General features: G+C 64.8%; 26 protein-coding genes and 2 tRNA genes. 14 read left to right on the top strand and 14 right to left on the bottom strand.

All coding sequences use genetic code 11. The features are described from left to right. Positions 1 to 8 precede the first annotated feature (8 nt). The gene (locus tag DK926_RS19215) at positions 9 to 1646 is read right to left on the bottom strand and encodes an AMP-binding protein (RefSeq protein ID WP_114331734.1); all 1638 of its coding nucleotides are present in this window, start codon (positions 1644 to 1646) and stop codon (positions 9 to 11) included. A gap of 143 nt (positions 1647 to 1789) precedes the next feature. Between DK926_RS19215 and DK926_RS19210 the strand changes: the two genes are divergently transcribed. Next, positions 1790 to 2536 carry an FCD domain-containing protein gene (locus DK926_RS19210; RefSeq protein WP_068420922.1) on the top strand — a complete coding sequence of 249 codons (747 nt, stop codon included), beginning with the start codon at positions 1790 to 1792 and terminating at the stop codon, positions 2534 to 2536. 192 nt (positions 2537 to 2728) lie between these two features. Further along, entirely contained in the window at positions 2729 to 4039 is a 1311-nt protein-coding gene (locus tag DK926_RS19205) for an MFS transporter (protein ID WP_114331733.1), read from the top strand. A gap of 93 nt (positions 4040 to 4132) precedes the next feature. Here DK926_RS19205 and DK926_RS19200 read toward each other — a convergent pair. The 3 genes from DK926_RS19200 to DK926_RS19190 all read right to left on the bottom strand — a co-directional run bounded on the left by DK926_RS19200 (position 4133) and on the right by DK926_RS19190 (position 5187). Then, a tRNA-Val gene (locus DK926_RS19200) sits at positions 4133 to 4204 on the bottom strand. A gap of 75 nt (positions 4205 to 4279) precedes the next feature. Next, positions 4280 to 4738, bottom strand: coding sequence for a peroxiredoxin (locus DK926_RS19195; protein WP_068420500.1), 459 nt, complete (start codon positions 4736 to 4738; stop codon positions 4280 to 4282). Positions 4739 to 4764: 26 nt separating this feature from the next. Then, positions 4765 to 5187 (bottom strand): DUF3052 domain-containing protein, encoded by a 423-nt coding sequence (locus DK926_RS19190; protein ID WP_114331732.1) that lies wholly within the window; start codon positions 5185 to 5187, stop codon positions 4765 to 4767. 267 nt (positions 5188 to 5454) lie between these two features. Here DK926_RS19190 and aceE point away from each other — a divergent pair, with 267 nt between their 5' ends. From aceE to DK926_RS19160, 6 genes are all read left to right on the top strand, one after another. Continuing rightward, on the top strand, positions 5455 to 8277 hold the full coding sequence (aceE, locus tag DK926_RS19185) for a pyruvate dehydrogenase (acetyl-transferring), homodimeric type (RefSeq protein WP_243636904.1): 2823 nt from the start codon (positions 5455 to 5457) through the stop codon (positions 8275 to 8277). Between the two features lie 75 nt (positions 8278 to 8352). Continuing rightward, entirely contained in the window at positions 8353 to 9717 is a 1365-nt protein-coding gene (locus DK926_RS19180; RefSeq protein WP_114331731.1) for a helix-turn-helix domain-containing protein, read from the top strand. A 128-nt stretch (positions 9718 to 9845) separates the two neighbouring features. Next, a complete protein-coding gene (locus DK926_RS19175; RefSeq protein ID WP_114331730.1) occupies positions 9846 to 10754 on the top strand; it encodes an ACP S-malonyltransferase in 909 nt (302 codons plus the stop codon). Between the two features lie 152 nt (positions 10755 to 10906). Beyond that, positions 10907 to 11206, top strand: coding sequence for a meromycolate extension acyl carrier protein AcpM (gene acpM / locus DK926_RS19170; RefSeq protein ID WP_068420919.1), 300 nt, complete (start codon positions 10907 to 10909; stop codon positions 11204 to 11206). Between the two features lie 8 nt (positions 11207 to 11214). Continuing rightward, the gene (locus DK926_RS19165) at positions 11215 to 12465 is read left to right on the top strand and encodes a KasA/KasB family beta-ketoacyl-ACP synthase (protein WP_068420921.1); all 1251 of its coding nucleotides are present in this window, start codon (positions 11215 to 11217) and stop codon (positions 12463 to 12465) included. Positions 12466 to 12586: 121 nt separating this feature from the next. Next, on the top strand, positions 12587 to 14020 hold the full coding sequence (locus tag DK926_RS19160) for a carboxyl transferase domain-containing protein (RefSeq protein ID WP_068420917.1): 1434 nt from the start codon (positions 12587 to 12589) through the stop codon (positions 14018 to 14020). 76 nt (positions 14021 to 14096) lie between these two features. Here the strand turns inward: DK926_RS19160 and DK926_RS19155 are convergent, their stop codons facing one another. The 4 genes from DK926_RS19155 to DK926_RS19140 form a co-directional block, all read right to left on the bottom strand. Beyond that, a complete protein-coding gene (locus tag DK926_RS19155) occupies positions 14097 to 14522 on the bottom strand; it encodes a cold shock domain-containing protein (protein ID WP_114331758.1) in 426 nt (141 codons plus the stop codon). Between the two features lie 71 nt (positions 14523 to 14593). Next, positions 14594 to 15106 carry a DUF3145 domain-containing protein gene (locus DK926_RS19150; RefSeq protein WP_114331729.1) on the bottom strand — a complete coding sequence of 171 codons (513 nt, stop codon included), beginning with the start codon at positions 15104 to 15106 and terminating at the stop codon, positions 14594 to 14596. 143 nt (positions 15107 to 15249) lie between these two features. After that, on the bottom strand, positions 15250 to 16062 hold the full coding sequence (locus DK926_RS19145; protein ID WP_114331728.1) for a serine hydrolase domain-containing protein: 813 nt from the start codon (positions 16060 to 16062) through the stop codon (positions 15250 to 15252). Between the two features lie 114 nt (positions 16063 to 16176). After that, positions 16177 to 17304 (bottom strand): NDMA-dependent alcohol dehydrogenase, encoded by a 1128-nt coding sequence (locus DK926_RS19140; RefSeq protein ID WP_114331727.1) that lies wholly within the window; start codon positions 17302 to 17304, stop codon positions 16177 to 16179. A gap of 159 nt (positions 17305 to 17463) precedes the next feature. Between DK926_RS19140 and DK926_RS19135 the strand changes: the two genes are divergently transcribed. From DK926_RS19135 to DK926_RS19120, 4 genes are all read left to right on the top strand, one after another. Then, positions 17464 to 19599: a molybdopterin-dependent oxidoreductase gene (locus DK926_RS19135; RefSeq protein ID WP_114331726.1), complete on the top strand. Its 2136-nt coding sequence runs from the start codon at positions 17464 to 17466 to the stop codon at positions 19597 to 19599. 34 nt (positions 19600 to 19633) lie between these two features. Beyond that, positions 19634 to 19707, top strand: a tRNA-Ile gene (locus tag DK926_RS19130). Between the two features lie 245 nt (positions 19708 to 19952). Continuing rightward, on the top strand, positions 19953 to 20567 hold the full coding sequence (locus DK926_RS19125; RefSeq protein ID WP_114331725.1) for a DUF2637 domain-containing protein: 615 nt from the start codon (positions 19953 to 19955) through the stop codon (positions 20565 to 20567). Between the two features lie 37 nt (positions 20568 to 20604). After that, positions 20605 to 21228 (top strand): MmpS family transport accessory protein, encoded by a 624-nt coding sequence (locus tag DK926_RS19120; protein ID WP_114331724.1) that lies wholly within the window; start codon positions 20605 to 20607, stop codon positions 21226 to 21228. A 289-nt stretch (positions 21229 to 21517) separates the two neighbouring features. Here DK926_RS19120 and DK926_RS19115 read toward each other — a convergent pair whose 3' ends face one another. Then, positions 21518 to 21760 carry a hypothetical protein gene (locus DK926_RS19115; RefSeq protein WP_114331723.1) on the bottom strand — a complete coding sequence of 81 codons (243 nt, stop codon included), beginning with the start codon at positions 21758 to 21760 and terminating at the stop codon, positions 21518 to 21520. A gap of 139 nt (positions 21761 to 21899) precedes the next feature. Between DK926_RS19115 and DK926_RS19110 the strand changes: the two genes are divergently transcribed. Beyond that, positions 21900 to 22109 (top strand): hypothetical protein, encoded by a 210-nt coding sequence (locus DK926_RS19110; protein WP_114331722.1) that lies wholly within the window; start codon positions 21900 to 21902, stop codon positions 22107 to 22109. Positions 22110 to 22213: 104 nt separating this feature from the next. Then, positions 22214 to 22399, top strand: a complete 186-nt coding sequence (locus DK926_RS19105; RefSeq protein WP_125833424.1) for a hypothetical protein — start codon at positions 22214 to 22216, stop codon at positions 22397 to 22399. A gap of 252 nt (positions 22400 to 22651) precedes the next feature. Here DK926_RS19105 and DK926_RS19100 read toward each other — a convergent pair whose 3' ends face one another. The 5 genes from DK926_RS19100 to DK926_RS19080 form a co-directional block, all read right to left on the bottom strand. Beyond that, a complete protein-coding gene (locus DK926_RS19100; protein ID WP_114331720.1) occupies positions 22652 to 22867 on the bottom strand; it encodes a hypothetical protein in 216 nt (71 codons plus the stop codon). Between the two features lie 157 nt (positions 22868 to 23024). Further along, positions 23025 to 24179 (bottom strand): hypothetical protein, encoded by a 1155-nt coding sequence (locus DK926_RS19095; protein ID WP_114331719.1) that lies wholly within the window; start codon positions 24177 to 24179, stop codon positions 23025 to 23027. 2 nt (positions 24180 to 24181) lie between these two features. Next, positions 24182 to 24526 carry a hypothetical protein gene (locus DK926_RS19090; RefSeq protein ID WP_114331718.1) on the bottom strand — a complete coding sequence of 115 codons (345 nt, stop codon included), beginning with the start codon at positions 24524 to 24526 and terminating at the stop codon, positions 24182 to 24184. A 33-nt stretch (positions 24527 to 24559) separates the two neighbouring features. Then, on the bottom strand, positions 24560 to 24877 hold the full coding sequence (locus DK926_RS19085; RefSeq protein WP_114331717.1) for a hypothetical protein: 318 nt from the start codon (positions 24875 to 24877) through the stop codon (positions 24560 to 24562). A 324-nt stretch (positions 24878 to 25201) separates the two neighbouring features. Continuing rightward, on the bottom strand, positions 25202 to 25462 hold the full coding sequence (locus tag DK926_RS19080) for a hypothetical protein (RefSeq protein ID WP_114331716.1): 261 nt from the start codon (positions 25460 to 25462) through the stop codon (positions 25202 to 25204).

Genomic DNA, 25462 nt, shown 5'->3' with positions numbered 1-25462 from the left:
TCGACACCTCACTTCTCGTAACTCGCCGAGATGGTCACCCCGGCCATTTGTTTCGGAACGACGGATCTGTCGCGGGTCCAGTCGCGCAGCGCGAACTTCTGGATCTTGCCGCTGGCCGTCTTGGGCAGTGCGTCGACGACGAACACGCTTTCCGGAATCTTCTGCACCGCGACGTCGCGACCGGAGAGGAATTCGTACACCTCCGTCAAGCTCAGATCGCGAGCATCGCGCGTCACGACGAACGCGCATCCTCGCTCGCCCGTCGTGGCATCGGGGCCTGCGACGACGGCGACCTCCACGACGGCGGGGTGCTCGCTCAGCAGGTTCTCGACGTCGTGCGTGCTGATCTTCTCACCGGACCGATTGATGATGTCCTTGATGCGTCCGACGATGTGCAGGCCACCGAGCTCGTCGACGGTGGCGAGGTCGCCCGTGCGGAAGAAGCCGTCGGGCGTGAACGCCGCGTCGTTCAGCGACGAATCCAGATACCCGAGGAACGTGTCCGGTCCGCGCCACAGCGCCTCCCCGACGACACCCGGCGACGCGACGCCGCCGTTGCCGTCGGAGACGATCACCTCGGTCGGCGCCATGGGCCTACCGTCCGTTCTCGTACGGAGCTCGACGGTGTCCCACCGATCCGTGCATGTCACCGACGGCCCCTCGGTCGCACCGAACATGCGCACGACCGTTCCGAGACGCTCGGTCGCTGCCGCGGTCAGCGAATCGGGGATGTCCGCTCCTCCGCAGATGATGTAGCGGATCGACGGTGTCGCCTGCTCGGAGGCGTCCGCGGCGTCGAGCAGTCCACGCAGGAACGGTGTCGAGAAGATCATGAAGCTGGCGCCCTCTCGCACGATCCGTTCCAATGCGACCGTCGGCTCCCACAGATCCTGCAGAACGACGGGCGCTCCCAACAGAAACGGAAGCGTCAGAGCACAATTCACACCGGTCACGTGCGTCACCGGGGACGGGTTGAAGATCACGTCTCGCTCGTTGAGGCCGAACCAGTCGATCATCGACCGGTTCTCGAAGACGAGCGTGTTGTGGCTGTGCAGCGCACCTTTCGGGTCGGCGGTCGTGCCCGAGGTGTAGAGCAGCAGGCAGACGCCGTCCGGGTCGGGCTCCGAAAGGCCCTCCAGTGCATCCGGTCTCGCCTCGTTCAGCAGGTCGGACCAGGACGTGTCGCCGACGACGATGACATCGAGTCCGGAAAAGCCGAGCGCGTCGTACATCGCCGCGTAGTCGAAACCGCGGTACGACCCGAGTACGAACACCATGGCACTGCGCGCCTGACCGATGATGAACCCCACTTCCCGACCGCGATAGATCGGCACGATGGGGTTCGCGATCGCGCCCAGCTTCATGATGGCCTGGAACACGATGACCGCTTCCGCACAATTCGGCAGCTGGAACGAGACGACGCTGTCCGTTCCGATTCCCCGGCCGTGCATGGCAGCAGCGAGACGGCAGGCCTCTCGGTCGATGTCGGCGAACGTGAACCGGCGATCGCCGTCGACGACGGCCACGGCATCCGGGAACTGCGACGCCGCCCGCGTCAGGAAATGACCGACCGGCTTATCCTGCCAGTGACCACCGTCGCGAAACGACTGCGCGAGAGACGAATCCGGTAGCCGAGTCGGCAGCATGCGAACCTCCAGAAGAACCGCCCTGTGGTGGGATCGCTCTACAGTAACCAATCCCTGTCAAATATGTACAGGTTTCGGCCCGTATCGCTTCGTTGGTAGTCGGTAAGGTGAATCAATTGCCGACACCACGTGAGGACTCACAGATGACCACCGAAGACCATCGCCATCGAATGGGCCGCCCCCAGAAGATGTCCGAACGCGTGGCCAACGTGATCGCCGACGAGATTCTCGGCGGCGGTATCGTCGCCGGTCAACGCTTGCCCACCGAAAAGGAAATGGTGGCCGAATACGGGGTCGCGCGCACGACGGTGCGCGAAGCGCTCCGGCTGCTGGAAAGCCGCGATCTGGTCACCATCAAGGCCGGAATCGGCGGCGGCCCCGTCGCATGCAGGCCCAAGTTCGAGTCCCTCGGCAACACGATGAAGCTGTTTCTTCAACTCGAGGGCGCCAACATCAGCGACGTCATCGACGTGCGACTGACACTCGAACCGATCGTCGCTCGGCAGGCCACCTCCAGCATCACGGACGCACAACTCGACACGATGCAGGCCGCGCTCGACAGCATGCGTGAGGCGCCCGAGGACTACGAGAATTTCCAGGAGAAGAACGCGCTGTTCCAGACGTCGATCTACAAAGCCGCGGGCAACCCGGCGTTTCGTATCGTCATGGAAACGCTGTGGCTCCTCGTGCGCGACGCCGAACCCAACGAGCACCCCATCGCGACCCGTAAGGCCGCGACCGAGGCGCAGCAGGCCGTTCTCGACGCGATGCGCGAGCGCGACGCCGACGCCGCGGCGGCGGCGATGAGCGACTTCGTCCACGACACCGCGCGGTACTACCGAAAGCGCCTGTCCGCGATCATCTCTCAGCCGGTGCACTGGCAGCTCTGACGCACGGGCCGTGGTTGCTCGCCACCGACTCCGGATGAATCCGTCCGGATCCAAACATGTACACATTTGACAGGGTTTGGGGTTACAGTGTGACCGCGCACACCCGATTCGCCCGTAGCCGGCCGACGACACAGGACACCGGCGCCCGGTGAATGCGCGACCGATCTCCTTCACACAGAACCGGAGCCGTTCGTGGCAACCACACGCACCCTCGAGCAGACCCGACGCCGCGGTGTTCTCGCCGCCGCCGTCGGAACCATCGTCGAGTACTACGACCTGACCGTGTACGCCTACCTGGCGGTCGTGGTCAGCCCTCTGTTCTTCCCCGGCGACGATCCGACTGCGTCCCTGTTGGCCAGTCTCGCGGTGTTCGCGTCGGCGTACCTGATGCGACCGATCGGTGGCATCTTCTTCGGCAGGCTCGGAGATCGGCACGGCCGTAAGCGGGCACTGCTGTTCTCCGTCCTGCTGATGGGAGCGGGTAGTGCACTGATGGCGTTCCTGCCCACCTACGAGAACGCGGGAATTCTCGCACCCGTCCTGCTCGTCATTGCGCGTCTCGTGCAGGGCTTCTCGGCCGGCGGCGAACTCGGCGGTGCGCTGACCTACGTCTACGAGACGGTCGGCGAGAAGCGCAAGGGCCTCGGCGCGTCGTTCGTCGCGTTCGGCAGCAACAGCGGTTTCGCATTGGCCGCGATCGTGGTGGCGACGACGTCGGCGTTGACGTCCGATGCGCAGATGACCAGTTGGGGATGGCGCATCCCGTTCCTCCTCGGCGTGCCGCTCGTGCTGTTCTGTCTGTGGACCCGAACCCGCATCGAGGACTCCCCCGAATTCGAGAAGGTCGCCGCGAAGGATCAACTCGCGAAAGCGCCTCTCGGCGAACTGCTTCGCACACATCCGAAGCAGGTGCTGCAGGTGTTCGGTCTCGGCGTCGCACAGAACGCCACCGGCTACATGGTACTCACCTACATCGGGATTCACCTCGTTCGCGAAGGTGGCTACAGCCAGACCGCGGTGACGTGGACGGCTGCGCTCGTCATCGTTCTGGTCGCGTTGTCGATGCCGGTCGCGGGACTGTTCGTCGACAGGTTCGGAAGCAAGAGGGTGTTGGTGGTCGGTCTCGTCGCGTCGGCAGTCATCGCCTACCCGGCGATGCTGATGATGGGCGAGCACGGATTGTTCGTCGCCGCCATCGCATTCGGCTTCTTCGCGTTCGGAACTCCGCTGATCCAGACGGCGACTGCCCCACTGTTCCCGTCGTTGTTCGATTCCCGCGTTCGCCTGACGGGTGTCGCCCTCGGGTTCAATCTCGCGACGATCGCGACGGGCGGCACGGCCGCGTACATCGCGACGTGGCTGATCGACCGCACGGGAAGCTCGGTCTCCCCCGCGTTCTTCGTCGTCGGGTCCTGCATCGTCGGCCTGATCACGCTTGCGACCATTCGCCAGACGACGTACCTGGGTTCGCGCGCGGAGCAAAAGACACCGGCGGCGGTCTGACGCAACGGACTGCACGAAATCGGCCCGGCTCGACGGAATCCCGTCGATTCGGGCCGATTGTGTGCACTGAGTTGCGCCGAATGAGAAGAAGGGTGGGCGCAGAGGGGTTCGAACCCCCGACCGCTGGTGTGTAAAACCAGAGCTCTACCGCTGAGCTATACGCCCGAGTGCCGGCGACCGAAGCCGCCGGAACGCATGGAAAAACTTAGCGCGTCCTGTCGCGATCTACAATTCCGCAAGTCAGACGCTGGCGAGCGCGTCGTCCCATACGGACTGATCGCGCGCTTCGCCGGGCTGCTTCATCTCGGAGAACCGGATGATGCCGTCCTTGTCGATGACGAAGGTGCCGCGATTGGCGAACCCGGCCTTGTCGTTGAACACGCCGTACGCCTGGGCTACTTCTCCGTGCGGCCAGAAGTCGGACAGCAGAGGGAACGTGTACCCCTGCTCGGCAGCCCAGATCTTGTGCGTCGGTGGAGGTCCCACCGAAATGGCGAGAACGGCGGTGTCGTCGTTCTCGTACTTCGGCAGTTCGTCGCGCACCTTGCACAGTTCGCCCTGGCAGGTACCGGTGAACGCAAGCGGGTAGAACACCAGAAGCACGTTCTTGACGCCGCGGTACGACGCCAGAGAAACTTCCTGGTTGTTCTGATCTTTGAGAGTGAAGTCAGGCGCCTGCGCGCCCACCTCGAGTGGCATCAGATCTGTTTCCTGTTCCGACGTGTCTAGCGCTTGCCTGCGCGCGCCTTGGGCTGCACCAGGCGGCTTCCGATCCAGTCGCCCAGGTTGGCCGCGGAGGTCTGAGTCAGACCCGCGGTCGGTGCCGACTCGGCGATCTCACTGGGTTCGACGTGTCCCGGCAGGCCGGTCTTGGGGCTGAGGACCCACACGAAACCGTCGTCCGACAGCGGACCGATCGCGTCCATGAGGGCGTCGACCAGGTCTCCGTCTCCATCGCGCCACCACAGCAGCACGACGTCGATCACCTCGTCCGAATCTTCGTCGAGGGTTTCACCACCGATGGCTTCCTCGACGTCGGCACGCAGATCGTCGTCTGTGTCCTCGTCCCAGCCCAGTTCCTGAACGACCAAGTCGCGGGTGATTCCAAGCTTCTGAGCGTAGTTCTGAGCGTCCGCCGCGGCGACCACGGTGGTGACCTCCTTGCATTGTGGGTGAAGTAGTGCAAGCGAACAGTGTTTTCGCCGCGTGCGCAAGCGGACCGCGCCGAAATTGCGTACATAAATTTCTACTCGCGGGTAGGGGGACTCCGTACCACCGCGGTGGAAGATGTGTAGGAGGATTGAGGTGGATCACCGGAAATGATGAACGTGTCTCGCCGTCACAGAGCGCGAGATACAGGGAACGGTCGCCGCACCGAGCGTCCGCCACACTGAGGAGTACACACGTTGTCCGAGTTGAACAAGGACGAACGGCAGACCACACATGCTGCCGGCAAGACCAGCGGGCCCACCGGCTCGGACGGCAGGGTTCGCGTCATCCGTGAGGGTGTCGCGTCGTACCTGCCCGATATCGACAGTTCGGAAACCGACGAGTGGATCGAGTCGTTCGACGGATTGCTCGAACGCTCCGGACCCGCCCGAGCCCGGTACCTGATGCTCCGGTTGCTCGAACGCGCCGGCGAGCGCCGCGTCGCGCTCCCGTCCTTGACGTCGACGGACTACGTCAACACCATCCCCACCGAGAACGAGCCCTGGTTCCCCGGTGACGAAGAAGTCGAGCGTCGCTACCGTGCCTGGATCCGCTGGAACGCCGCGATCATGGTGCACCGCGCGCAGCGCCCCGGCGTCGGCGTCGGCGGCCACATCTCCACCTACGCGTCGTCCGCCGCTCTCTACGAGGTCGGCTTCAACCACTTCTTCCGCGGCAAGGATCACCCGGGCGGCGGCGACCAGATCTTCATCCAGGGCCACGCCTCCCCCGGCATCTACGCGCGTGCGTTCCTCGAGGGCCGCATCCCCGCCGAGCGCATGGACGGGTTCCGGCAGGAGTACAGCCACAGCGACCAGGGCGGCGGTCTGCCGTCGTACCCGCACCCACGCCTGATGCAGGACTTCTGGGAGTTCCCGACGGTGTCGATGGGCCTCGGCCCGATGAACGCCATCTATCAGGCTCGCTTCAACCACTACCTGCACGACCGCGGCATCAAGGACACCTCCGACCAGCACGTGTGGGCGTTCCTGGGCGACGGCGAGATGGACGAGCCGGAGTCGCGCGGCCTCGCGCACGTCGCGGCCACCGAAGGCCTCGACAACCTGACCTTCGTCGTCAACTGCAACCTGCAGCGCCTCGACGGCCCGGTCCGCGGAAACGGCAAGATCATCCAGGAGTTGGAGTCGTTCTTCCGCGGCGCCGGATGGAACGTCATCAAGGTCATCTGGGGACGCGAGTGGGACTCGCTGCTGCACGCCGACAAGGACGGCGCGCTGGTCAACCTCATGAACGTCACCCCCGACGGTGACTACCAGACCTACAAGGCCAACGACGGCGGCTACGTTCGCGACCACTTCTTCGGCCGCGACCCGCGGACGAAAGAGCTCGTCAAGGACCTGTCCGACGACGACATCTGGAACCTCAAGCGCGGTGGCCACGACTACCGCAAGGTCCACGCCGCCTACGCGGCCGCGATGGCCCACAAGGGACAGCCGACGGTCATCCTGGCCCACACCATCAAGGGCTACACACTCGGCAAGAGCTTCGAGGGCCGCAACGCGACCCACCAGATGAAGAAGCTGACGCTGGACGACCTGAAGAAGTTCCGCGACCTGCAGCACATCCCGATCTCCGACGAGGAGCTCGAGAAGGATCCGTACCTGCCTCCGTACTACCACCCGGGCCCCGACGCGCCGGAGATCCAGTACATGCTCGAGCGGCGCAAGAACCTCGGCGGCTTCGTCCCCGAGCGTCGCACCAGCCCGAAGCCGCTGCCGCAGCCGAAGGACGACACCTACAAGACGTTGCTCAAGGGCTCCGGCAAGCAGGAAGTCGCCACCACCATGGCGCTCGTGCGCGTCATGAAGGAGCTGTTGCGCGACAAGGAGATCGGCCATCGCATCGTGCCGATCATCCCGGACGAGGCGCGCACGTTCGGTATGGACTCGTGGTTCCCGTCGCTGAAGATCTACAACCGCAACGGCCAGCTGTACACGTCCGTGGACTCCGAGCTCATGCTCGCCTACAAGGAGAACGCCACCGGCCAGATCCTGCACGAGGGCATCAACGAGGCCGGATCGACGTCGTCGTTCACCGCCGTCGGCACCTCGTACGCCACGCACGGCGAGCCGATGATCCCGCTGTACATCTTCTACTCGATGTTCGGGTTCCAGCGCACCGGCGACGGCCTGTGGGCCGCGGCCGATCAGATGGCCCGCGGTTTCGTCCTCGGCGCGACGGCCGGTCGCACGACGCTCACCGGTGAGGGTCTACAGCACGCCGACGGCCATTCGCTGCTTCTCGCCGCGACCAACCCGGCGGCAGTGGCCTACGACCCGGCGTTCTCCTACGAGATCGCGCACATCGTCAAGGACGGTCTGCGACGGATGTACGGCGGCACCGAAGGTACCGAGGGATTCGGTGGAGAGAACATCTTCTACTACATCACTCTCTACAACGAGCCGTACCAGCAGCCGGCTCAGCCCGAGGACCTCGACGTCGATGCTCTGCTGAAGGGCATCTACCTGTTCGAGAAGCCGCAGCAGGGCGACGGACCCGAGGCACAGATCCTGGCATCGGGTGTCGGCCTGGTCTCTGCACGCAAGGCCCGCCAGCTCCTCGAGGACGAGTGGGGTGTGCGTTCCGGCGTCTGGTCGGTCACCTCGTGGAGCGAACTGCGTCGCGACGGCGTCGAGGCCGAGCAGGAGGCACTGCGCAACCCGGGTGCCGAGAAGCGGGTCCCGTTCGTCACGCAGGCTCTGTCCGCTGCGGCAGGACCCGTCGTCGCCGCGTCGGACTGGATGCGCGCCGTGCCGGACCAGATCCGTCAGTGGGTCCCGGGCGACTACGTCACCCTCGGCACCGACGGATTCGGATTCTCCGACACCCGTCCCGCAGCCCGTCGCGTGTTCAACGTCGACGCCGAATCCATCGTCGTGGCCGTGCTGACCGCGCTCGGTGAGTCCGGTGAGATCGACAAGTCGAAGGCGGTCGACGCTGCGGCCAAGTACCGCATCGACGACGTCCACGCTGCAGAGACGTCGTACGCCGACACCGGTTCCGCGTAGCCGCAGCCGATATCCGACGCCCGCTCGCCCGTGTCCGTGTCACCGGACGCCGGCGGGCGGGCGTAGGTTTTTCACATGGTCGACAGCAAGAAGCCCGCCGGAGCGCACGAGCACACCGACGCCGGCGGCTACCCCGTCGAGTCCGACGGGATCGTCACCGAGAACGAGGTACACCTGCCGGTCAAGGCCTTGGCTCCGTCGCGGCACAAGAGGGATCCCCTGCCCGACGCCCTCCTTCGGCGCGTCAAGCAGTTCTCGGGGCGTCTGTCCACCGAAGCAGTCACGACGATGCAGGACCAGCTCCCGTTCTTCGGGGGTCTCGACGCGGCCCAGCGGGCCAGCGTTCAGCTTCTGATCCAGACTGCCGTCGATAATTTTCTGGAGTGGCTGAAGAATCCGCAGAGCGACATCCGGTTCAGCCTCGACGCGTTCCAGGTGATTCCGCAGGATCTCGCACGTCGACTCACTCTGCGCCAGACGGTCGACATGGTTCGCGTCGCGATGGAGTTCTTCGAGCAGTGGCTCCCCGCGCTGGCGAGAAACGATCAGCAGCTGGTGGCGCTCACCGAGGCGGTACTGCGATACGGGCGAGAGCTGGGTTTCGCGGCCGCGTCCGTCTACGCGAGCGCCGCCGAATCTCGCGGTGCATGGGACACCCGGCTCGAAGCTCTCGTCGTCGACGCGGTCGTCCGCGGGGACACCGGTTCGGACATGCTGTCGCGTGCCGCGACGCTGAACTGGGACGCGACGGCGCCTGCGACGGTCCTGGTCGGTACGCCGCCGGAGAACCAAGGCGTGTCCGTCGTTGGCACCGTGCACACCGTCGCACAGAAACACCATCGGGCCGCGTTGGCCGTCGTTCAGGGCACGCGGCTCGTCATGGTCGTCAGTGGCGAGCTGATCGACAGCCCGACGAGCAGCGCCTTTCTCGAGGACATGCTCGAGAACTTCTCCGACGGACCTGTCGTCATCGGCCCGACGACGCGGACGCTCGGCGCCGCGCATTCGAGCGCCGTCGAGGCGTTCGCGGGAATGCAGGCCGTCGCGGGATGGCGCGGGGCGCCGCGCCCGGTGCATGCCGGAGAGTTGCTACCCGAACGCGCACTCCTCGGCGACGGGGCCGCGATCGCCGCGTTGAACGAGCAGGTGGTGCATCCGCTCGCCGCCGCTGGATCGGGTCTGGCGGACACTCTCGACGCCTACCTCGACTGTGGAGGTGCAGTCGAGACTTGTGCACGGCAGCTGTTTGTTCATCCAAATACTGTCCGGTATCGCCTGAAACGTATAGCGGAAGTCACAGGCCGAGATCCCACACAATCGCGTGATGCGTATGTATTACGTGTCGCCGCAACGGTCGGCCGTCTAGCCCAAATGCATCACGAACCGCAGTATCCCGCCCCACAGATCACACACGTAACATTCGGTGAAGTGGTGACGTAACGCCGAGGCAGGGTGTGGCGATGTCACCGGACCACGTGCCGATTTGTTGGGTCCCTACAAATTGGATGCCGAAGGTTTGACGAGGGCGACATCGGCCAACGGGGCCGCCACAGTGTTCTCTAGACGATGTGATTGCGTTGCTTGCGCCCGGTCAGGGCTCTCAGACACCCGGCATGCTCCTGCCATGGCTCGAACTCCCCGGAGCTGCGGATCGGATTGCTCTCTGGTCCAAAGCGTCGGGACTCGATCTGGCTCGGCTCGGGACGACGGCAACCGCCGAGGAGATCACCGACACCTCGGTCACCCAGCCGCTCGTCGTCGCCGCTGCGCTCCTCGCGTTCGAAGAAGCCGACGGCCGCGGAATCGTTCCCGCGGACGCCATCGTTGCAGGTCACTCGGTCGGCGAGCTCGCTGCCGCCGCGGTGGCAGGCGTCATCACCTCCGACGAAGCCGTCGCCCTCGCTGCCGTCCGCGGCGCGGAGATGGCGAAGGCATGCGCCCTCGAGCCGACCGGAATGTCGGCGGTCCTCGGTGGTGACGAAGCAGCCGTGCTCGCTCGACTGAGCGAACTCGGCCTCGAACCCGCCAACATCAATGCTGCAGGTCAAATCGTTGCAGCAGGGTTGCACACCGCCCTCGAAGAACTCGCCGCGAACCCGCCGGAGAAGGCTCGCGTGCGTTCGCTGCCGGTTGCAGGCGCATTCCACACGCGTTTCATGGCACCGGCGCAGGACGCCGTCGCTGCTGCCGCGTCGGCGATCACTCCGTCCGAGCCCACACGGACGCTACTGTCGAACTCCGACGGCAAGCCCGTGACGTCCGGCGCCGACGCACTCGCCAAGCTGGCCGCCCAGGTCACCAAGCCGGTCAGGTGGGATCTCTGCACGGCGACGCTGAAGGAGAACACCGTCTCCGCGGTCGCCGAGCTTCCCCCGGCAGGCACGCTCGTCGGCATCGCGAAGCGCGAGATGCGCGGAACGCCGAACCTCGGTCTGAAGACCCCCGAGGACATCGCCGCTCTGGCCGAACTGGCCTGATCGACACAGACCTCCCGTGGCGCGAACGCCGCGGGTACGGAAGAGGGCGTCGTCTCGCGAGAGATGTGCGCCGTCAACGAGAACTTCGGTGCGGCGATTCCCGTCGCACCGACATCGAAAAGATCGATACCGACAAGAAGGGAGCCACAACAGTGGCCAGCCAGGAAGACCTCATCGCCGGACTTGCAGAGATCATCGAGGAGGTCACGGGTATCGAGCCCTCCGAGGTGACCATCGAGAAGTCGTTCGTCGACGACCTCGACATCGACTCGCTGTCCATGGTCGAGATCGCAGTCCAGACCGAGGACAAGTACGGCGTCAAGATCCCCGACGAGGATCTCGCCAGCCTGCGTACCGTCGGCGACGCCGTTGCGTACATCCAGAAGCTCGAGGCGGAGAACCCGGAAGCCGCTGAGGCGATCAAGGCCAAGCTCGACGACTCGGGCGAGTGAGTCGAACCGTGACCAACCCATCCACCAACAACGGGCGCTTCCCGAATGTCGTCGTCACCAGCCTCGCTGCGACCACGTCCATCGCGGGCGATGTCGATGCCACGTGGAAGGGTCTGCTGAACGGCGAGAGCGGAATCACTGCGCTCGAGGACGACTTCGTGAAGGAGTTCGACCTTCCCGTTCGCATCGGCGGCCACCTCGCGGTGAACCCGTCGACCCTCCTCAGCCGGGTCGAGGCTCGGCGACTGAGCTACGTGGAGCAGCTGTCCACGGTCCTCGGTCGTGAGGTGTGGAAGAACGCGGGCAGCCCCGAGGTCGATCCACTTCGTCTCGGAGTGTCGATCGGAACCGGCCTCGGCGGCGGTGACTCGCTCATCGACGCCAACGACAAGATGAAGGCCGGTGGCTACCGCAAGGTGTCGCCTCTCGCAGTTCAGATGGTCATGCCCAACGGACCGGCAGCGGTCGTGGGACTGGAACTGAAAGCACAAGCCGGCGTCATCACGCCGGTGTCGGCGTGCTCCTCGGGCTCCGAGGGCATCGCTCACGCATGGCGCATGATCGTCATGGGTGACGCCGACATGGTCGTCACCGGTGGCGTCGAGGGATACATCGACGCCGTGCCGATCGCGAGCTTCTCGATGATGCGCGCGATGAGCACCAGGAACGACGACCCCAAGGGCGCGTCGCGGCCGTTCGACAAGGACCGTGACGGATTCGTGTTCGGCGAGGCAGGTGCGCTCATGGTCATCGAGACCGAGGAGCACGCCAAGGCGCGCGGAGCGACGATTCACGCTCGCCTACTCGGTGCCGGAATCACCTCCGACGGGTTCCATCTCGTGGCTCCCGATCCGGAAGGCACGGGCGCTGCTCGTGCGATGACGAAGGCCATCGAGAACGCAGGCCTGCAGAAGTCCGACATCAAGCACGTGAACGCGCACGCCACGGCCACTCCGATCGGTGACACGGCCGAGGCGCTCGCGATCAACAAAGCCGTCGGAAATCACGCAGCGGTGTACGCACCGAAGTCCGCACTCGGACACTCGATCGGTGCCGTCGGCGCCCTCGAATCGGTGCTGACGGTGATGGCAGTGCGCGAGGGAATCATCCCTCCCACACTGAATTTGGAGAATCAGGATCCCGAAATCGATCTCGACGTCGTCAAGGGCGAAGCCCGCAGGACGCAGATCGACTACGCGATCAACAACTCGTTCGGATTCGGTGGGCACAACGTCGCGCTCGCCTTCGGTCGAGCTTGATTCGGTAGGGCTTCACAGCTCGACCGAGCTTGCTCAGCAGGTACTCGAACCCGGGTGGGACCTTCGTTCGAAGGTCCCACCCGGGCACCGCCCCCCTCGGGGCATGCAGAAGGAGAACGTGATGACCATTCTGTCCCCCGTCACCAGGTCCGGCAGTTCCACCGATCCCCGTGATCCCGTCGCTCGCCTCGAGAAGCTCTTCGACGCCGGGACGATGGTCCCTCTCCACGACCGTGACAAGTCCGGTCTTCTCGCCGCTTCCGGCGACATCGACGGTGTGCACACCGTCGCCTACTGCTCCGACGCCACCGTCATGGGTGGCGCAATGGGTGTCGACGGGTGTGCCCACATCGTCGACGCCATCGACACCGCGATCGACCGCGGCGCACCGATCGTCGGAATCTGGCATTCCGGTGGTGCCCGCCTCGCCGAGGGCGTCGAAGCGCTCCACGCAGTCGGACTCGTGTTCGAGGCTATGGTCCGCGCATCCGGCCTCGTCCCCCAGATTTCCGTCGTCCTCGGTTTCGCAGCCGGTGGCGCCGCGTACGGTCCCGCGCTGACCGACGTCGTCATCATGGCTCCCGAGGGACGCGTATTCGTCACCGGTCCCGACGTCGTCCGCAGCGTCACCGGCGAGCAGGTCGACATGGCGTCGCTCGGCGGACCGGAGACCCACTACAAGAAGTCAGGCGTCTGCCACATCGTCGCCGACGACGAGCTCGACGCGCTCACCCGCGCTCGGCGTCTCGTCTCGATGTTCAGTGAGCAGGGCACGTTCGACATCGCCGCCGCCGAGCACGGGGACACCGACCTGCGCGCTCTGCTGCCGGAGTCGAACCGACGCGCCTACGACGTCCACCCGATCATCGACGAGCTGCTCGACAACGTCGAAGGCGAATCGACGTTCGAAGAATTCCAGGGCGGCTGGGCACGCAGCATCGTCACCGGTCTGGGTCGACTGTCCGGCCGCACCGTCGGCGTCATCGCGAACAACCCGATTCGTCTCGGCGGCTGCCTCAACTCCGAAAGTGCCGAGAAGTCGGCACGTTTCGTCCGGCTGTGCGACGCGTTCGGCATTCCGCTCGTGGTCGTCGTCGACGTTCCCGGCTACCTACCCGGTGTCAGCATGGAGTGGGAAGGCGTCGTGCGACGCGGAGCCAAGCTTCTGCACGCATTCGCCGAAGCGAAGGTTCCGCGTGTGACGCTGGTGACCCGCAAGATCTACGGCGGCGCCTACATCGCGATGAACGCGCGCGCACTCGGCGCGACCGCCGTCTACGCGTGGCCCGGTTCCGAGGTGGCCGTCATGGGCGCCAAGGCCGCGGTCGGCATTCTGCACAAGAAGGCGCTGGCCGCCGCGCCCGAGTCCGAGCGCGAAGCCCTGCACGACCGCTTGACCGTCGAGCACGAGACCATCGCGGGAGGCGTCGACCGTGCCGTTTCCATCGGAGTCGTCGACGAGGTCATCGATCCGGCACGCACCCGTTCGATCATCGCGAAAGCGCTCGCGGCCGCTCCCGCTCTGCGCGGCGACCACAAGAACATCCCGCTGTAAGGACGTTCGAGTCAGGACTGTGCCCCGGTGATCACACCGGGGCACAGTCGTCCGTAGCGGTCGAGCACCGGCTGCGTCAGCCCTCGACCCAGTTGTGAGACCGTGCAATGCGGGTGACGACCTCGCGGACATCGAGAACCTGTTCGGCAGTGAGCCCGGGGTGCGAGTGCAGCAGAGCCTCGGTCAATTCGGCGGTGAAGGCAGGGATGGACAGGACGTCGCACACGACGTCGTCGTAGCTGGTCTCGGCCGGCGGGACCACCGCGGGAACGGCCGCGCGGGTAACCGGTTTCGGTGATTCGATGACGCGGACCTGACCCGCCTTGGGCCCACGGTCGCCGTCCTCAGCGACGTATTCGACGCGCACACCGGGTGCCAGCAGTCGTTTGTCGAACGTCAGATCGTTGACGTGGATGAAGACGTCCTCACCCCCGGCGTCGGGCGCGACGAAGCCGTACCCCTTGTGTTCGTCGAAACGAATGATCCTGCCCGTCGAGAACATCGACACCACCCACATCGCCGGCTGTTGTGCACCACTTCTCGTGCCGCGGTGCGGATACTACCGGGGCGAGGTCAGCCCGCGGTGCGGCTCAACCACGTGACCTCGGAACCGCCACCGCCGGTGCGGTAGGGCTCGAGCGCGTCGTCCCACGCACTCCCCAGGGCGTGCTCGATCTCGGCAGCGAGGTTGCCGGAGCTGCCCTCGATCATCGACTTCAGGCGCATCTCCCCCAGGATGACGTCGCCGTTGGCGCTGGTCGAACCGCGCCAGAGCCCCAGTCCCGGCACGTGTGCGAAGCGTTCTCCGTCGACGCCCTCGCTCGCGTCCTCGGTCACCTCGAACCGCAGCATCTGCCACGCCCTGAGCACGCCGGCGAGCGCGGCGCCGGTGCCGACAGGACCGACCCAGTTGGTGGTGGCGCGCAGCTGACCGTCCGACGCAGGCTGAGCCGACCAACCGAGGTTCGCGCGGGAGTTCAGTGCATCGGACAGCGCCCATTCCACGTGCGGGCACAGCGCGGCAGGCGACGAGTGGATGTAGACCACACCCGACGTCGCGTCCGCGAATTGATTCAACGCGCGCATTCCACAACACCTCCAGCTTCGACGAGGGACGTCTTCCCCAACGACCTCGACACGGGCTGCAGATGCTCGGTGAGAACACGTGCGTGCACTAGTGTGCCCGGAGTTACCCCTGTTGCGCTAGTGCATTCGTGAATTCATGCGTGTCACCTGCGGTTGTTGTGCAGAATTTCGTCCGACAGCTCGGGCCACAGCGGCTTCGCCCACTCTCCGAACGCCAGATCGGTGAGCACCACGGCGGCAAGATTCGCGTCAGGGTCCACCCACAGGAATGTCCCCGACTGGCCGAAGTGACCGAAGGTCCGCGGGGAATTGTTCGCACCGGTCCAATGGGGGCTCTTGGAGTCGCGCAACTCGAAGCCGAGGCCCCAGTCGTTGGGCTTCTGCATCCCGTAGCCCGGCAGAATGCCGGACAGCCCGTCGAACTGCACCGTGCGCGCTCGCCCGAGCATGTCGGGAGAGACGAGCTGGGGAGCGAGAAGTTCGGCCGCGAACGCCGACAGGTCACGGACCGTCGACTGCGCGCCGTGCCCAGCCGAGCCTGTCAGCGTCGAATTCGTCATCCCGAGCGGTTGGAACACCGCCTCGTCGAGATAGGTCTCGAACGGGATACCCGACTCCGACGCGATCTTGTCGGCGAGCACCTCGAAGCCTGCACTCGAATAGGTGCGCTTGGACCCCGGTGCGGCCTGCGCCTTCTGCTCGCCGAACGCGAGACCCGACGTGTGCGCCAGCAGATGCCGAACCGTCGACCCCTCAGGACCTGCAGGTTGATCGAGGTCGACGGCCTCTTCCTCGATCGCGACGAGCGCCGCGTACGCGACCAGAAGCTTCGTCACCGACGCGAGTTCGAAGACGCGCTCGACGTCGCCGTACTCGTCGGTGACACCCGCAACCGAGACCACCCGGGCTGCAGCATTGTCGACGGGCCAACCGGCAATCAAATCCAGACTGTGCACGGCGACAACTTTAATGGGGGTCGCCCGTCCTCACGGCATCGATGTCACACGAAAGCCGTCTATCGGATGCCACGGGCCATCGATGTCGACTGGAACGATGGCGACAGCGCCCGCCTACCGATCCGCGTCGGTGTACTCGATGACCCCGCGGATGTTCTTGCCGTCGAGCATGTCCTGGTAGCCCGTGTTGATGGTGTCGAGGGTGTACGTGTTGGTGATCATCCCGTCGAGGTCGAGCTGTCCGCTCTTGTACATCGACAACAGCCGCGGAATGTCGTGTCGCGGATTTCCGCCGCCGAAAATCGCGCCCTGAAGATCCTTCTGGAGCATCGTGAACAGGAACAAGTTCAGCTTGACGTCCATGTCCTCCATCCGACCCATTCCGGTGACGACGCACCGGCCCGCCTTGGCCGTGAGAAGCAGCGCGGCTTCGATGTCATCACCCTTGATCTCGCCGACGGTGATGATCGTCTTCTCCGCCATCCGCCCCTCCGTCAGTTCCATCAGCGGCATCAATGCCTCTGCGGCGCTGGAGAATACGTGCGTGGCACCGAATTTGAGGGCCTGATCCCGTTTGAACGGAACAGGATCCACGGCAACGACCTTCGACGCACCCGATCGCACGGCACCCTGCAACGCACTGATACCCACTCCCCCGACGCCGATGACGACGACGGTGTCACCCGGTGCGACCTTCGCGACGTTGACGGCCGAACCCCACCCCGTCGGCACGCCGCAGCCGACGAGTGAGGCGACGTCGAACGGTATGTCGTCGTCGATCTTGATCGCCGACGTCTCGTGCACCGTCATGTACGGAGAGAACGTTCCGAGCAGACACATCGCGATGACGTTCCGGCCCCGCGCCTGGATGCGAAATGTGCCGTCGCTGATGGCCATTCCGCTGAGCAAGCCCATGCCGAGGTCGCACAGATTCTGATGCCCGTTCGCGCACGCCGGACAGTGACCGCACGACGGAATGAACGACAGGACGACGTGATCGCCCTCCTGCAGAGTCTTCACCTCCGGCCCCACCTTGGTCACGACACCTGCCCCCTCGTGCCCACCCATGACCGGGAACGACGGCATCGGCGTCGCACCGGTGACGATGTGGTGGTCCGAATGACACATACCGGCCGCTTCCATCCGGATCTGGACCTCGCCCGCCACCGGGTCGCCGATCTCGATCTCCTCGACGGACCACGGCTCGTTCAAACCCCACAGCACAGCGCCCTTGGTTTTCATGACCCACTCGCCTTTCGCCCGCCGAATCGACCCGCCCGCCGGGCCGGTTTCACGTCCGACGATAACGCAGACACCGCCAGAATTGGAACACGTTCTAGGTTCGTTCTCGTTCGCCCGAACGCGGCAGCGCTAGGCTCTCGGCAGACGAAGGGGTGGTCGATGACGAAGAAGTACGGATCCTGCAACCTGTGCGAAGCCGTCTGCGGACTCGAGTTCACGGTCGAGGACAACACCGTCACGTCGATTCGCGGCGACAAGGACGATCCACTGTCGCGCGGACACATATGCCCGAAGGCCCTGTCGCTGATCGACCTGCACGAGGACCCCGATCGGTTGATCAAACCGGTGCGACGCGTCGGCGACGGCTGGCAGGAGATCGACTGGGACGTCGCATACGACCTCGTCGTCGACGGCCTCGTGTCGACGCGTGAGCGGTACGGGCCGAGCGCCGTCGGTATCTACCAGGGAAATCCGAGCGTGCACAGTCTCGGATCGATGACGCACGGCATTCCGTTCACGTCGATGCTGCGCACCAGGAACCGGTACTCGGCGACGTCTCTCGATCAGCTGCCACACCAGCTGGTGAACCACCTGCTCTACGGCCACCAACTTGCCCTGCCGATCCCCGACATCGACCGCACCGACTTCTTCCTCGTCCTCGGCGGCAATCCGATGGCGTCGAACGGCTCGATGATGACCGTGCCGGACTTCGCCAATCGCGTCCGAGCATTGAAGGCACGGGGCGGAACGCTCGTCGTCGTCGATCCGCGCCGGACCGAAACCGCCGACGTCGCCGACGAACACCACTTCGTCCGCCCTGGAACCGACGCCCTGCTGCTGATGGCGTTGATCCATGTCGTCGTCGAGTCCGGCAGGACGCGCGTCGCCGAGTACGTCGACGGCGTCGACCAGGTCGCTCGGATCGCCGCCGACTTCACACCGGAAGCGGTTGCTCCCGCCGTCGGGATGTCACCGAAGGACATCGTCTCGCTCGCAACACGTTTCGCATCCGCGGAAGCTGCCGTCGCGTACGGAAGAATGGGCGTCTCGACGCAACGCTTCGGCACCGTCTGCCAGTGGGCCATTCAGGTGCTCAACATCCTGACCGGAAATCTGGATCGGGTCGGCGGCTCATTGATGACCGACCCTGCGATCGACCTGGTCGGCAGATCGATCGTCGGCCGGGGCCATTTCGACAAGTGGCGCAGTCGAGTTCGCGATCTCCCCGAATTCGCGGGCGAATTCCCCGCCTCGACGCTGGTCGACGAAATGACGACGCCCGGCGGCGGGCAGATTCGTGCCATGGCCGTCCTGTCGGGCAACCCGGTGCTGTCGGTGCCCGGCGGCCGTAAGCTCGACGACGCGTTCGCCCATCTCGATTTCATGGTCTCGTTCGACTTCTACATCAACGAGACCTCACGACACGCGAATGTCATTCTGCCGCCGACGATGTCGCTCGAACGAGATCATTACGACCTGATATTCCAGGCGTTCGGCGTGCGCAACACCGCCAAATTCTCCCCTGCCGTCGTGACGAAGAAGCCCGGCGCGAAGGCCGATTGGGAAATCTACCGTGACCTCGCAGTCCGGTATCAGGCCGCGCTGTCGCGCTCTCGTACGGACCGGGTGCGCCGACGCCTGACCCCGAAGTCACTGAAAACCGAAGCACGCTTGCGACTTTCACCGCGCCGTACCGTCGACCTGCTGCTGCGAACGGCACGCAGAGGCCTGTCGGTGTCCACACTGACGGCGTCGCCCCACGGGATCGATCTCGGACCGCTCGAACCAAGCCTGCCCGCGAAACTGCACACCCGGAACAAACGGATTCACTTGATACACGACGTCGTCGTCGCCGAGCTTCCCGCACTGCACGACGTCCTGCACCACGCACCCGTCACCACGGGTGAGGAACTGCTGATGATCGGTCGACGACATCTGCGCAGCAACAACTCGTGGATGCACAACGCTCCCCGCTTGACGAAGGGTCGGCCGAGACACCACCTGTGGGCACATCCCGACGATCTCGCCGCTCGCGGAATCGACGACGGTTCCGTCGTGTCGGTGACTTCGGCAGCCGGGATGGTTCGCATCGAAGTGCACGCCAGCGACCGGATGATGCCGGGCGTGGTCAGCATGCCGCACGGTTTCGGCCACCAGCGCGACGGCGTCGCGTTGGCCGTGGCGACGACCGTGGTCGGCGCGAGCGCCAACGACGTCACCGACTCTCAGCAGGTCGACGCGGTGTCCGCGAACGCGATCCTCAACGGCGTCCCAGTGACGATCTCGCGGACGTGATCCAGTAACATTCTGACCGCTCGCTGTGCGAGATGGGGCGGTAGCTCAGTCGGTTAGAGCCGTGGACTCATAATCCATTGGTCGCGGGTTCGAGCCCCGCCCGCCCCACCCATTCTGCACCAGGTCAGCGCACTCGCACCGCCCTAGGCTCTCCAGTGGTCGAGCATTCCTGCCCACTTTTTGCCCACGGTCACAAATACTCGCGTGGGCAAGCGCGTGGCGAACCCTCAGCAACGCCGCCTCCACCGCCGGGTCGTCCGGATCGAATCCAGCCTCGACCGCGGCTGCTCTCTCGTATGCATCCATGCCCATTCAGACGCCGGCCACCGGTGTCAGGTTCCAGGGGGGAATTCATGTCCCGATCCACCGCCGCCCTCATCGCGCAGATCGGCAATATCGGCATCGCCGCGCTGTCGTTCTGGCTCAGCTTCGTCGCGCTCGCGGACCTCGCTCGGCGGTCCGGTTTCGCCGAGCCACAGGCTCTCGCGTGGCCGCTGATCGTCGACGGCCTGATCGTCGTGTCGACGGCCGCCGCGATGGCGATGCCACGTGCGGTCTACCCGTGGGCACTACTCGTTCTCGGCGCTGCGGTCTCTCTCGCCGGAAACGGCATCCATGCGTGGGAACTGACCCGCTCCCCCGTCGCTGTCTGCGTCTCGCTCGTGCCGCCGCTGTGGCTTCTCGCGTCGACACATCTCACCGTCCGCCTGATGCACCGGACCGCTGTCGAGAGTTCAACCGCCGACGAGGAGTGCAGCGAGCCGGACGTCGAGACAGAGGCCAACGGCGAGGACCGCCGCACGCGCGCCCTCAGGCTCCTTGCCGAGGGCGAGCTGTCGCAGCGTGCGATCGCCGCCGAGATCGGGGTCTCCGACACGACAATCGGCAAGTGGCGCAAGGCCGCAGCTGCCGTCGGTCAATCGAATGACAGCGCCGACAGTTTGAAACGATCCGTCCAGTTTGTCTGATACCACTTACGAATCCACCACGAGAGATCAGGAAACAATGACCAACCCCAACGATCCGAACCAGCCCTACGGTCAGCAGCCCAATCCGCAGCAGCCCTACGGCGCTCCGCAGGGTCAGCCGTACCCGCAGCAGCCGTACGGACAGCAGCCTCCCCCTCAGCCGGTGAAGAAGAAGCGCAAATGGCCCTGGATCGTTCTCGCGCTGATCGTCGTGTTCGTCATCATCGGCGTCGCGACGAGCCAGGGCGGCGACTCGGACACGAGCACAGCCGCGCCGACGACAGCCGGGAACTCCGAGGGCCAGGCGCAGGGCCAGAACCCGCCGGCAGCCGAGGAGACCGAAGGTACGACCATTCCTCCGCTCGTCCCCGCTGCGCCGTCGGGAGATGGCAAACAGATCACCTACGAGGTCATCAGCGACAGCCCGACTCTCGGCAACGTGACCTACTTCGACGAGGACTCTGCGATCCAGCAGGAGAGCAGCGTCGCGGCGCCGTGGTCCATGGAGCTGACGAACAGTTCTACGTTCGCGATCGTCGGCGTCACCGCACAGACGGACGGCACGTCGGTCACCTGCCGCATCGTCGTCGATGGCGAGATCGAGGACGAGCAGACCGCTACGGGCCAGTTCGCCGTCGTGAGCTGCAACGCCGGTCTCTGACACGTCCTACGTCATTCAGGCCGCGTCCCCAGGTGGGGGCGCGGCCTGAATGCTGTGTTCGGTCAACGGCTTCGGGCAAAGAAAGAGGCCAGCCTTTCGGCTGGCCTTCCCGGTCCTGGAGGGGAACTGGTGTTGTTCCGGTCTCTCGCGGTTGAGGGGCGGATGCGAGACGATTGCTACCGACAATCTCGGCTCCGATTAGAACCCTCACTCTCTTTTGTTGTATCTACAAATTAGCACCTGGCAGAGTGCTATGTCAAGCGCTAATCAGCGGATACTTTTGACGGCTTCATTCAATCATCTTTGAGCGCGCATGCGGCTTGTTCAGTGCATAGCCCGCGTACCAGTCGTCAATCTCTCGATCGTCCCACCCGTACGTCGCGCTGCGACCGCCGAGTTCGCCGACGACGCAAGCAGGCAGCGGGAAGTCGCCAGCGCCCTTTGATATCTTCCGGCCAGCGAGAGACCGAATAGTCTCGTACGGCTGCCCGGTACGTTCGGCGATCTGCTTGACGGACAGGTAGCGCTTCATTCGACCTCCACGATTTAGAGCCTTTTTCTCACTGTAGTGAAACTAGCACTCTACCGAGTGCGCGGTCAACACCGAACGAATTATCGAAACTTCCCACTAAACCCTTCCTCTGCACCTTGTTGAGTGCTAGACTCAAGTCATGACAAACACGGAAAACCTCGCCAGCCAGACCCGCAAGACCGTCACCTCCGCCGACATCCTCGCCGGAGCCACCTACCACGGCACCTACCTCGCAGGCTCGGGCGAGAAGGTCGAGGTCATCGAACTCGACAGCAGCCTCGACGCAGTCTTCCGGCGCTGCGGCTACAGCCTCCCCGCCAAGGGCCGCTCCCGGGCCAGGAAGGACTGAGGCCGAGAGGCTCGGCCCGAGAGGGTCGAGCCTCTCGAGCCGCATTGGAACCCGCTCAGCGCAAACCGCGAACAAGCCAGCTCATGGAACCCGGAGAGACCGACATGATCACCACCAACGACCAGATCGAGACCCTCGACCTCGACCACGCACAGAGCGCCCGCTACGTCATCTGGGCGGCCAGCGACTTTCGGGGCTTGGATCTCGTACCCCTCGGCGACAGTGTCTACGACGTGACCGAATCGATCAGCCGGAACGTCATTGCCCGGGTAAGACTCACCGAGAACTGACGCCGGCGGGCGCCCTACCCCAGCACCCCTGGAGTAGGGCGGCGCTGATGTCAGACCCGGCAGATACCCGTCACCGATGCGACCACCTCAGGCGCGCACGCAGAGGACTGGTTCGACGACGCCGCCCCTGGCATCGGATACTCGCCGGGGAGTTTCAGCGATGGACCTCCGAGTTCGAACCGGCAATCGTTCGTTACGCAAAGTATCGACCTAGACGCAGAGGAGTACGCCCCCTTCGGGGCCGACCCCCTCTCAGAACTTCGCGAGTACGTAGGTGGGGAAGTTGCTGGTCTCGTCCAGCCACTCGATGGCGGTCTCGATGTCGAGGACCTCTCCCTCGTACTCACCCTCGGCGACTGCGTCGTTGTAGTTGGCGATCCGCTTGAGCGTGGCCTTGAGGTCGAAGTCGCTGGCCTGGTAGCCGGCTGCGGTGATGGTCTCGAGGAGGAGGTTCTTGGGGTTTGTCATGACTAGAGTCTAGCACCTTGTTGAGTGCTAACGCAAGCCCATTGAGTGGTCTATTAGTGGGATTTTCTATTGTTTGCGTAACTAACGTTTCTTGCCCCGAACACAGAATGCGCCCCACCTCCGCTGTGGGAGATGGGGCGCTTTTGCAGACGAGCGTTCAAGCTCGCATGATTTCGATGTACGCAGCGGCGGTCACGGTGCGACGGGCTGTCGAGCTATTGCCGTACGCCTCGACGCGAACGATGCCGCCCGTGCCGACCAGTCCGGTCAAGGTCAGCGCTGCCGCGTCGCTGTAGCCGCTATTGGAGACGACCGAGTTCGGGATCTCGACGCCGTCGTTCGTCAGCCGTGAGTACGTGTACGCGGACGGCCCTGGCTGCGAGCTAAACGGCACTCGGTAGGTGATGTTGACGGTCACCCCTGCTGGCACGCGAATCCCGTTGTCCTCGATGATCGTTGTCGCGAATCCACTGCGGACCACCCAGGGCGCAACGACAGTCCACGCTGGCGCCGCCGTAGTTCCCGACGCGACTTCCTGTGTGTCGTTCTTCGTCAGGCCGCTATTGTCGAACGCCAGACGTGCGTCGGCTGTCGCCGACACTGTGACGCCGAGGTCCGCCTTCACGGGCACCTTGACGGTGGCCGCTGAGCTGACAGCGATGCTCTGCACCGCGCTGGCGGCCATGCGGATCAGACGCTCTGCCGTGGCCGTCACGTCAACGGCGAGCGACGCATCTCGGTAGATGCGACCGACCGCCGACGCCTGCTGCCCCACGGCAATGTCAAGGTTGGCGTCGACCGGAATCTGGCCGCCGATCGCCACGATCTCGGCGGTGACTGTGACATTGACGGAGAGGACGGCGTCGACATTTGCGCGGATGAACAGCTCCCCCGCTGCGGCAACGGCAACAGCGAGATCGGCGCGTGCGTGAGCTGCCGCGTGAGCCGCCGTCGACACGGTAACTTCCGACAGTGCGGTGCGGCGGTAACGCGCAACCGCTGTGGCCGCCGACGATACGACGATCGCAAGGTCCGCGTCGGCTTCCTTGCGTCCGCCATCGGCCCGCGCCGACGCAGACCCGACGACGTCGACCACGAGGGCGGCCGTGACCCGAGCTGTCACGCGAGTCTCGGCAGCCGACCGAACGACGACAACCATGTCTGCCGCGACCACTACTCTTAGCGTGGGCAGTGGCGGCACATCGCGAGGAGTCAGCAGTCGATGCGACGGCTTCGGCAGCACCGAGCGACGGCGCGAGACGGTCGGCAGCCGCGCGCCGCTGTCACGGGTCGGCGCAGGCAGTGTGCGCACGGCTATCCCGCGACGTTCACCGTCGGCGTCACGACGATCTCACCCGGCGCGCCGAGCTGTGTGGACGCGATGGGGATCGACCCGACGAAGCGCGTGGTGCCGGTCTGCGCCGACCAGATGCCTGCCCACGCGAACGTGCCCGCCGGCACCGGAATGGTGACTGCGGACCCGGCGATCGTGCCGTCTACCGGACCGCCTGCCCACGTCGTCTGCTTGCGCGCGTACGTTCCGCCCGACGCCTCGTTGGCACCCGACGAGCCGGGATCGGCGGTGTGCAGTGAGATCCACGAGCCGAGCGACCCGGCGTAGATCGCGATGTCTTCCTTGGACTGTGCTGTCAGTGGCATGAGATTCTTCCTTGTCGACGATGGAGGTTGGTTCTAGTCGGTTCGCTGGACCTGACCGGAGAACCACACCCAGTCGTCGGTCAGCCCGCCGTCGCGGGGAATGGTGAGGAACATGCGGTACTTCGTTCCGTGAGGCACGAGAGCCGCTGTCGTGCCGGTTGCTTCGACTCGCCAGCGGATGAAACGCCCCTCGATCACACCGGACCACACCGGCCCACCCGTGAACGAGATGCGCGCCGAGGTGCCAGAAGGCCACTGCCCCGTCTCGTGCTCTTCCTCGTGCAGGAAGTCCTGCCCCTCGGACAAATACAGCGGCACGCCGCGTTCCGGTGCGAATCCGAGTCCGCTCATGGTGCTCCTATCTGCGCCAGAAAGTTGATGCAAAGCCGCGTGAGCGCGCCCGAGGGGTTTGTGTTGTTGCGAATATTCGATTGAGTGCTGTCACGGCACCGTCGAGCCCGTATTCCCGTAGGAAGTTCTCGGCCATGTCGACACGGATGAGGTACATCGGCCATGAGTCTGTCGACCGCAGCGCATCGAGCTGCTCGGACGATGGAGCCTGGACGATAGATTTCGCTCCGGTGTCGCTGCACACCCAAACTGCATCGGGCGAGCTGTCGTCAGCTAAAAGCTCTATTAGTTGTTCGCGTGTGACTGCCACCGAAGACAGCGTCATCACTTGACCTGATAGCCAAGTCGCTGAAGCATCTCGTCGTGCGGGATCGGCGGGTACTCGCTACGGTAGGCCACCAGGCCTATCTCATTCGGCGCAGCCACCGACGCTCCCGACTCGGTCGCGGGCATGACCGCCGTTCCGGTTGGGGCTACGGTCACAGCGACGTACTCCTTTCCTTGGAACGGTTCGGATAGCCGGTACAGGTTGGTGCCTGGCTGCCACCAGGACATCGATTCTTCGACGAGAGTTGCTGTCGCCAT

It is taken from the genome of Rhodococcus sp. Eu-32 (assembly GCF_003336925.1).
GTDB lineage: Bacteria > Actinomycetota > Actinomycetes > Mycobacteriales > Mycobacteriaceae > Rhodococcoides > Rhodococcoides kyotonensis_B.
The sequence above is the reverse complement of the archived record's forward strand: the minus strand, read 5'-3'. Positions and strand labels throughout refer to the sequence as shown.

What these genes read in the sequence shown, in the direction of transcription:
- DK926_RS19085 (WP_114331717.1), bottom strand. Translation starts at nt 24,877, where the DNA reads ATGAGCGGACTCGGATTCGCACCGGAACGCGGCGTGCCGCTGTATTTG.
- DK926_RS19135 (WP_114331726.1), top strand. Translation starts at nt 17,464, where the DNA reads ATGACGAAGAAGTACGGATCCTGCAACCTGTGCGAAGCCGTCTGCGGA.
- DK926_RS19105 (WP_125833424.1), top strand. Translation starts at nt 22,214, where the DNA reads ATGATCACCACCAACGACCAGATCGAGACCCTCGACCTCGACCACGCA.
- DK926_RS19110 (WP_114331722.1), top strand. Translation starts at nt 21,900, where the DNA reads ATGACAAACACGGAAAACCTCGCCAGCCAGACCCGCAAGACCGTCACC.
- DK926_RS19090 (WP_114331718.1), bottom strand. Translation starts at nt 24,526, where the DNA reads ATGCCACTGACAGCACAGTCCAAGGAAGACATCGCGATCTACGCCGGG.
- DK926_RS19155 (WP_114331758.1), bottom strand. Translation starts at nt 14,522, where the DNA reads ATGTTCTCGACGGGCAGGATCATTCGTTTCGACGAACACAAGGGGTAC.
- DK926_RS19080 (WP_114331716.1), bottom strand. Translation starts at nt 25,462, where the DNA reads ATGGCGACAGCAACTCTCGTCGAAGAATCGATGTCCTGGTGGCAGCCA.
- DK926_RS19195 (WP_068420500.1), bottom strand. Translation starts at nt 4,738, where the DNA reads ATGCCACTCGAGGTGGGCGCGCAGGCGCCTGACTTCACTCTCAAAGAT.
- DK926_RS19180 (WP_114331731.1), top strand. Translation starts at nt 8,353, where the DNA reads ATGGTCGACAGCAAGAAGCCCGCCGGAGCGCACGAGCACACCGACGCC.
- DK926_RS19215 (WP_114331734.1), bottom strand. Translation starts at nt 1,646, where the DNA reads ATGCTGCCGACTCGGCTACCGGATTCGTCTCTCGCGCAGTCGTTTCGC.
- DK926_RS19150 (WP_114331729.1), bottom strand. Translation starts at nt 15,106, where the DNA reads ATGCGCGCGTTGAATCAATTCGCGGACGCGACGTCGGGTGTGGTCTAC.
- DK926_RS19160 (WP_068420917.1), top strand. Translation starts at nt 12,587, where the DNA reads ATGACCATTCTGTCCCCCGTCACCAGGTCCGGCAGTTCCACCGATCCC.
- DK926_RS19210 (WP_068420922.1), top strand. Translation starts at nt 1,790, where the DNA reads ATGACCACCGAAGACCATCGCCATCGAATGGGCCGCCCCCAGAAGATG.
- DK926_RS19125 (WP_114331725.1), top strand. Translation starts at nt 19,953, where the DNA reads ATGTCCCGATCCACCGCCGCCCTCATCGCGCAGATCGGCAATATCGGC.
- DK926_RS19120 (WP_114331724.1), top strand. Translation starts at nt 20,605, where the DNA reads ATGACCAACCCCAACGATCCGAACCAGCCCTACGGTCAGCAGCCCAAT.
- DK926_RS19100 (WP_114331720.1), bottom strand. Translation starts at nt 22,867, where the DNA reads ATGACAAACCCCAAGAACCTCCTCCTCGAGACCATCACCGCAGCCGGC.
- DK926_RS19115 (WP_114331723.1), bottom strand. Translation starts at nt 21,760, where the DNA reads ATGAAGCGCTACCTGTCCGTCAAGCAGATCGCCGAACGTACCGGGCAG.
- DK926_RS19140 (WP_114331727.1), bottom strand. Translation starts at nt 17,304, where the DNA reads ATGAAAACCAAGGGCGCTGTGCTGTGGGGTTTGAACGAGCCGTGGTCC.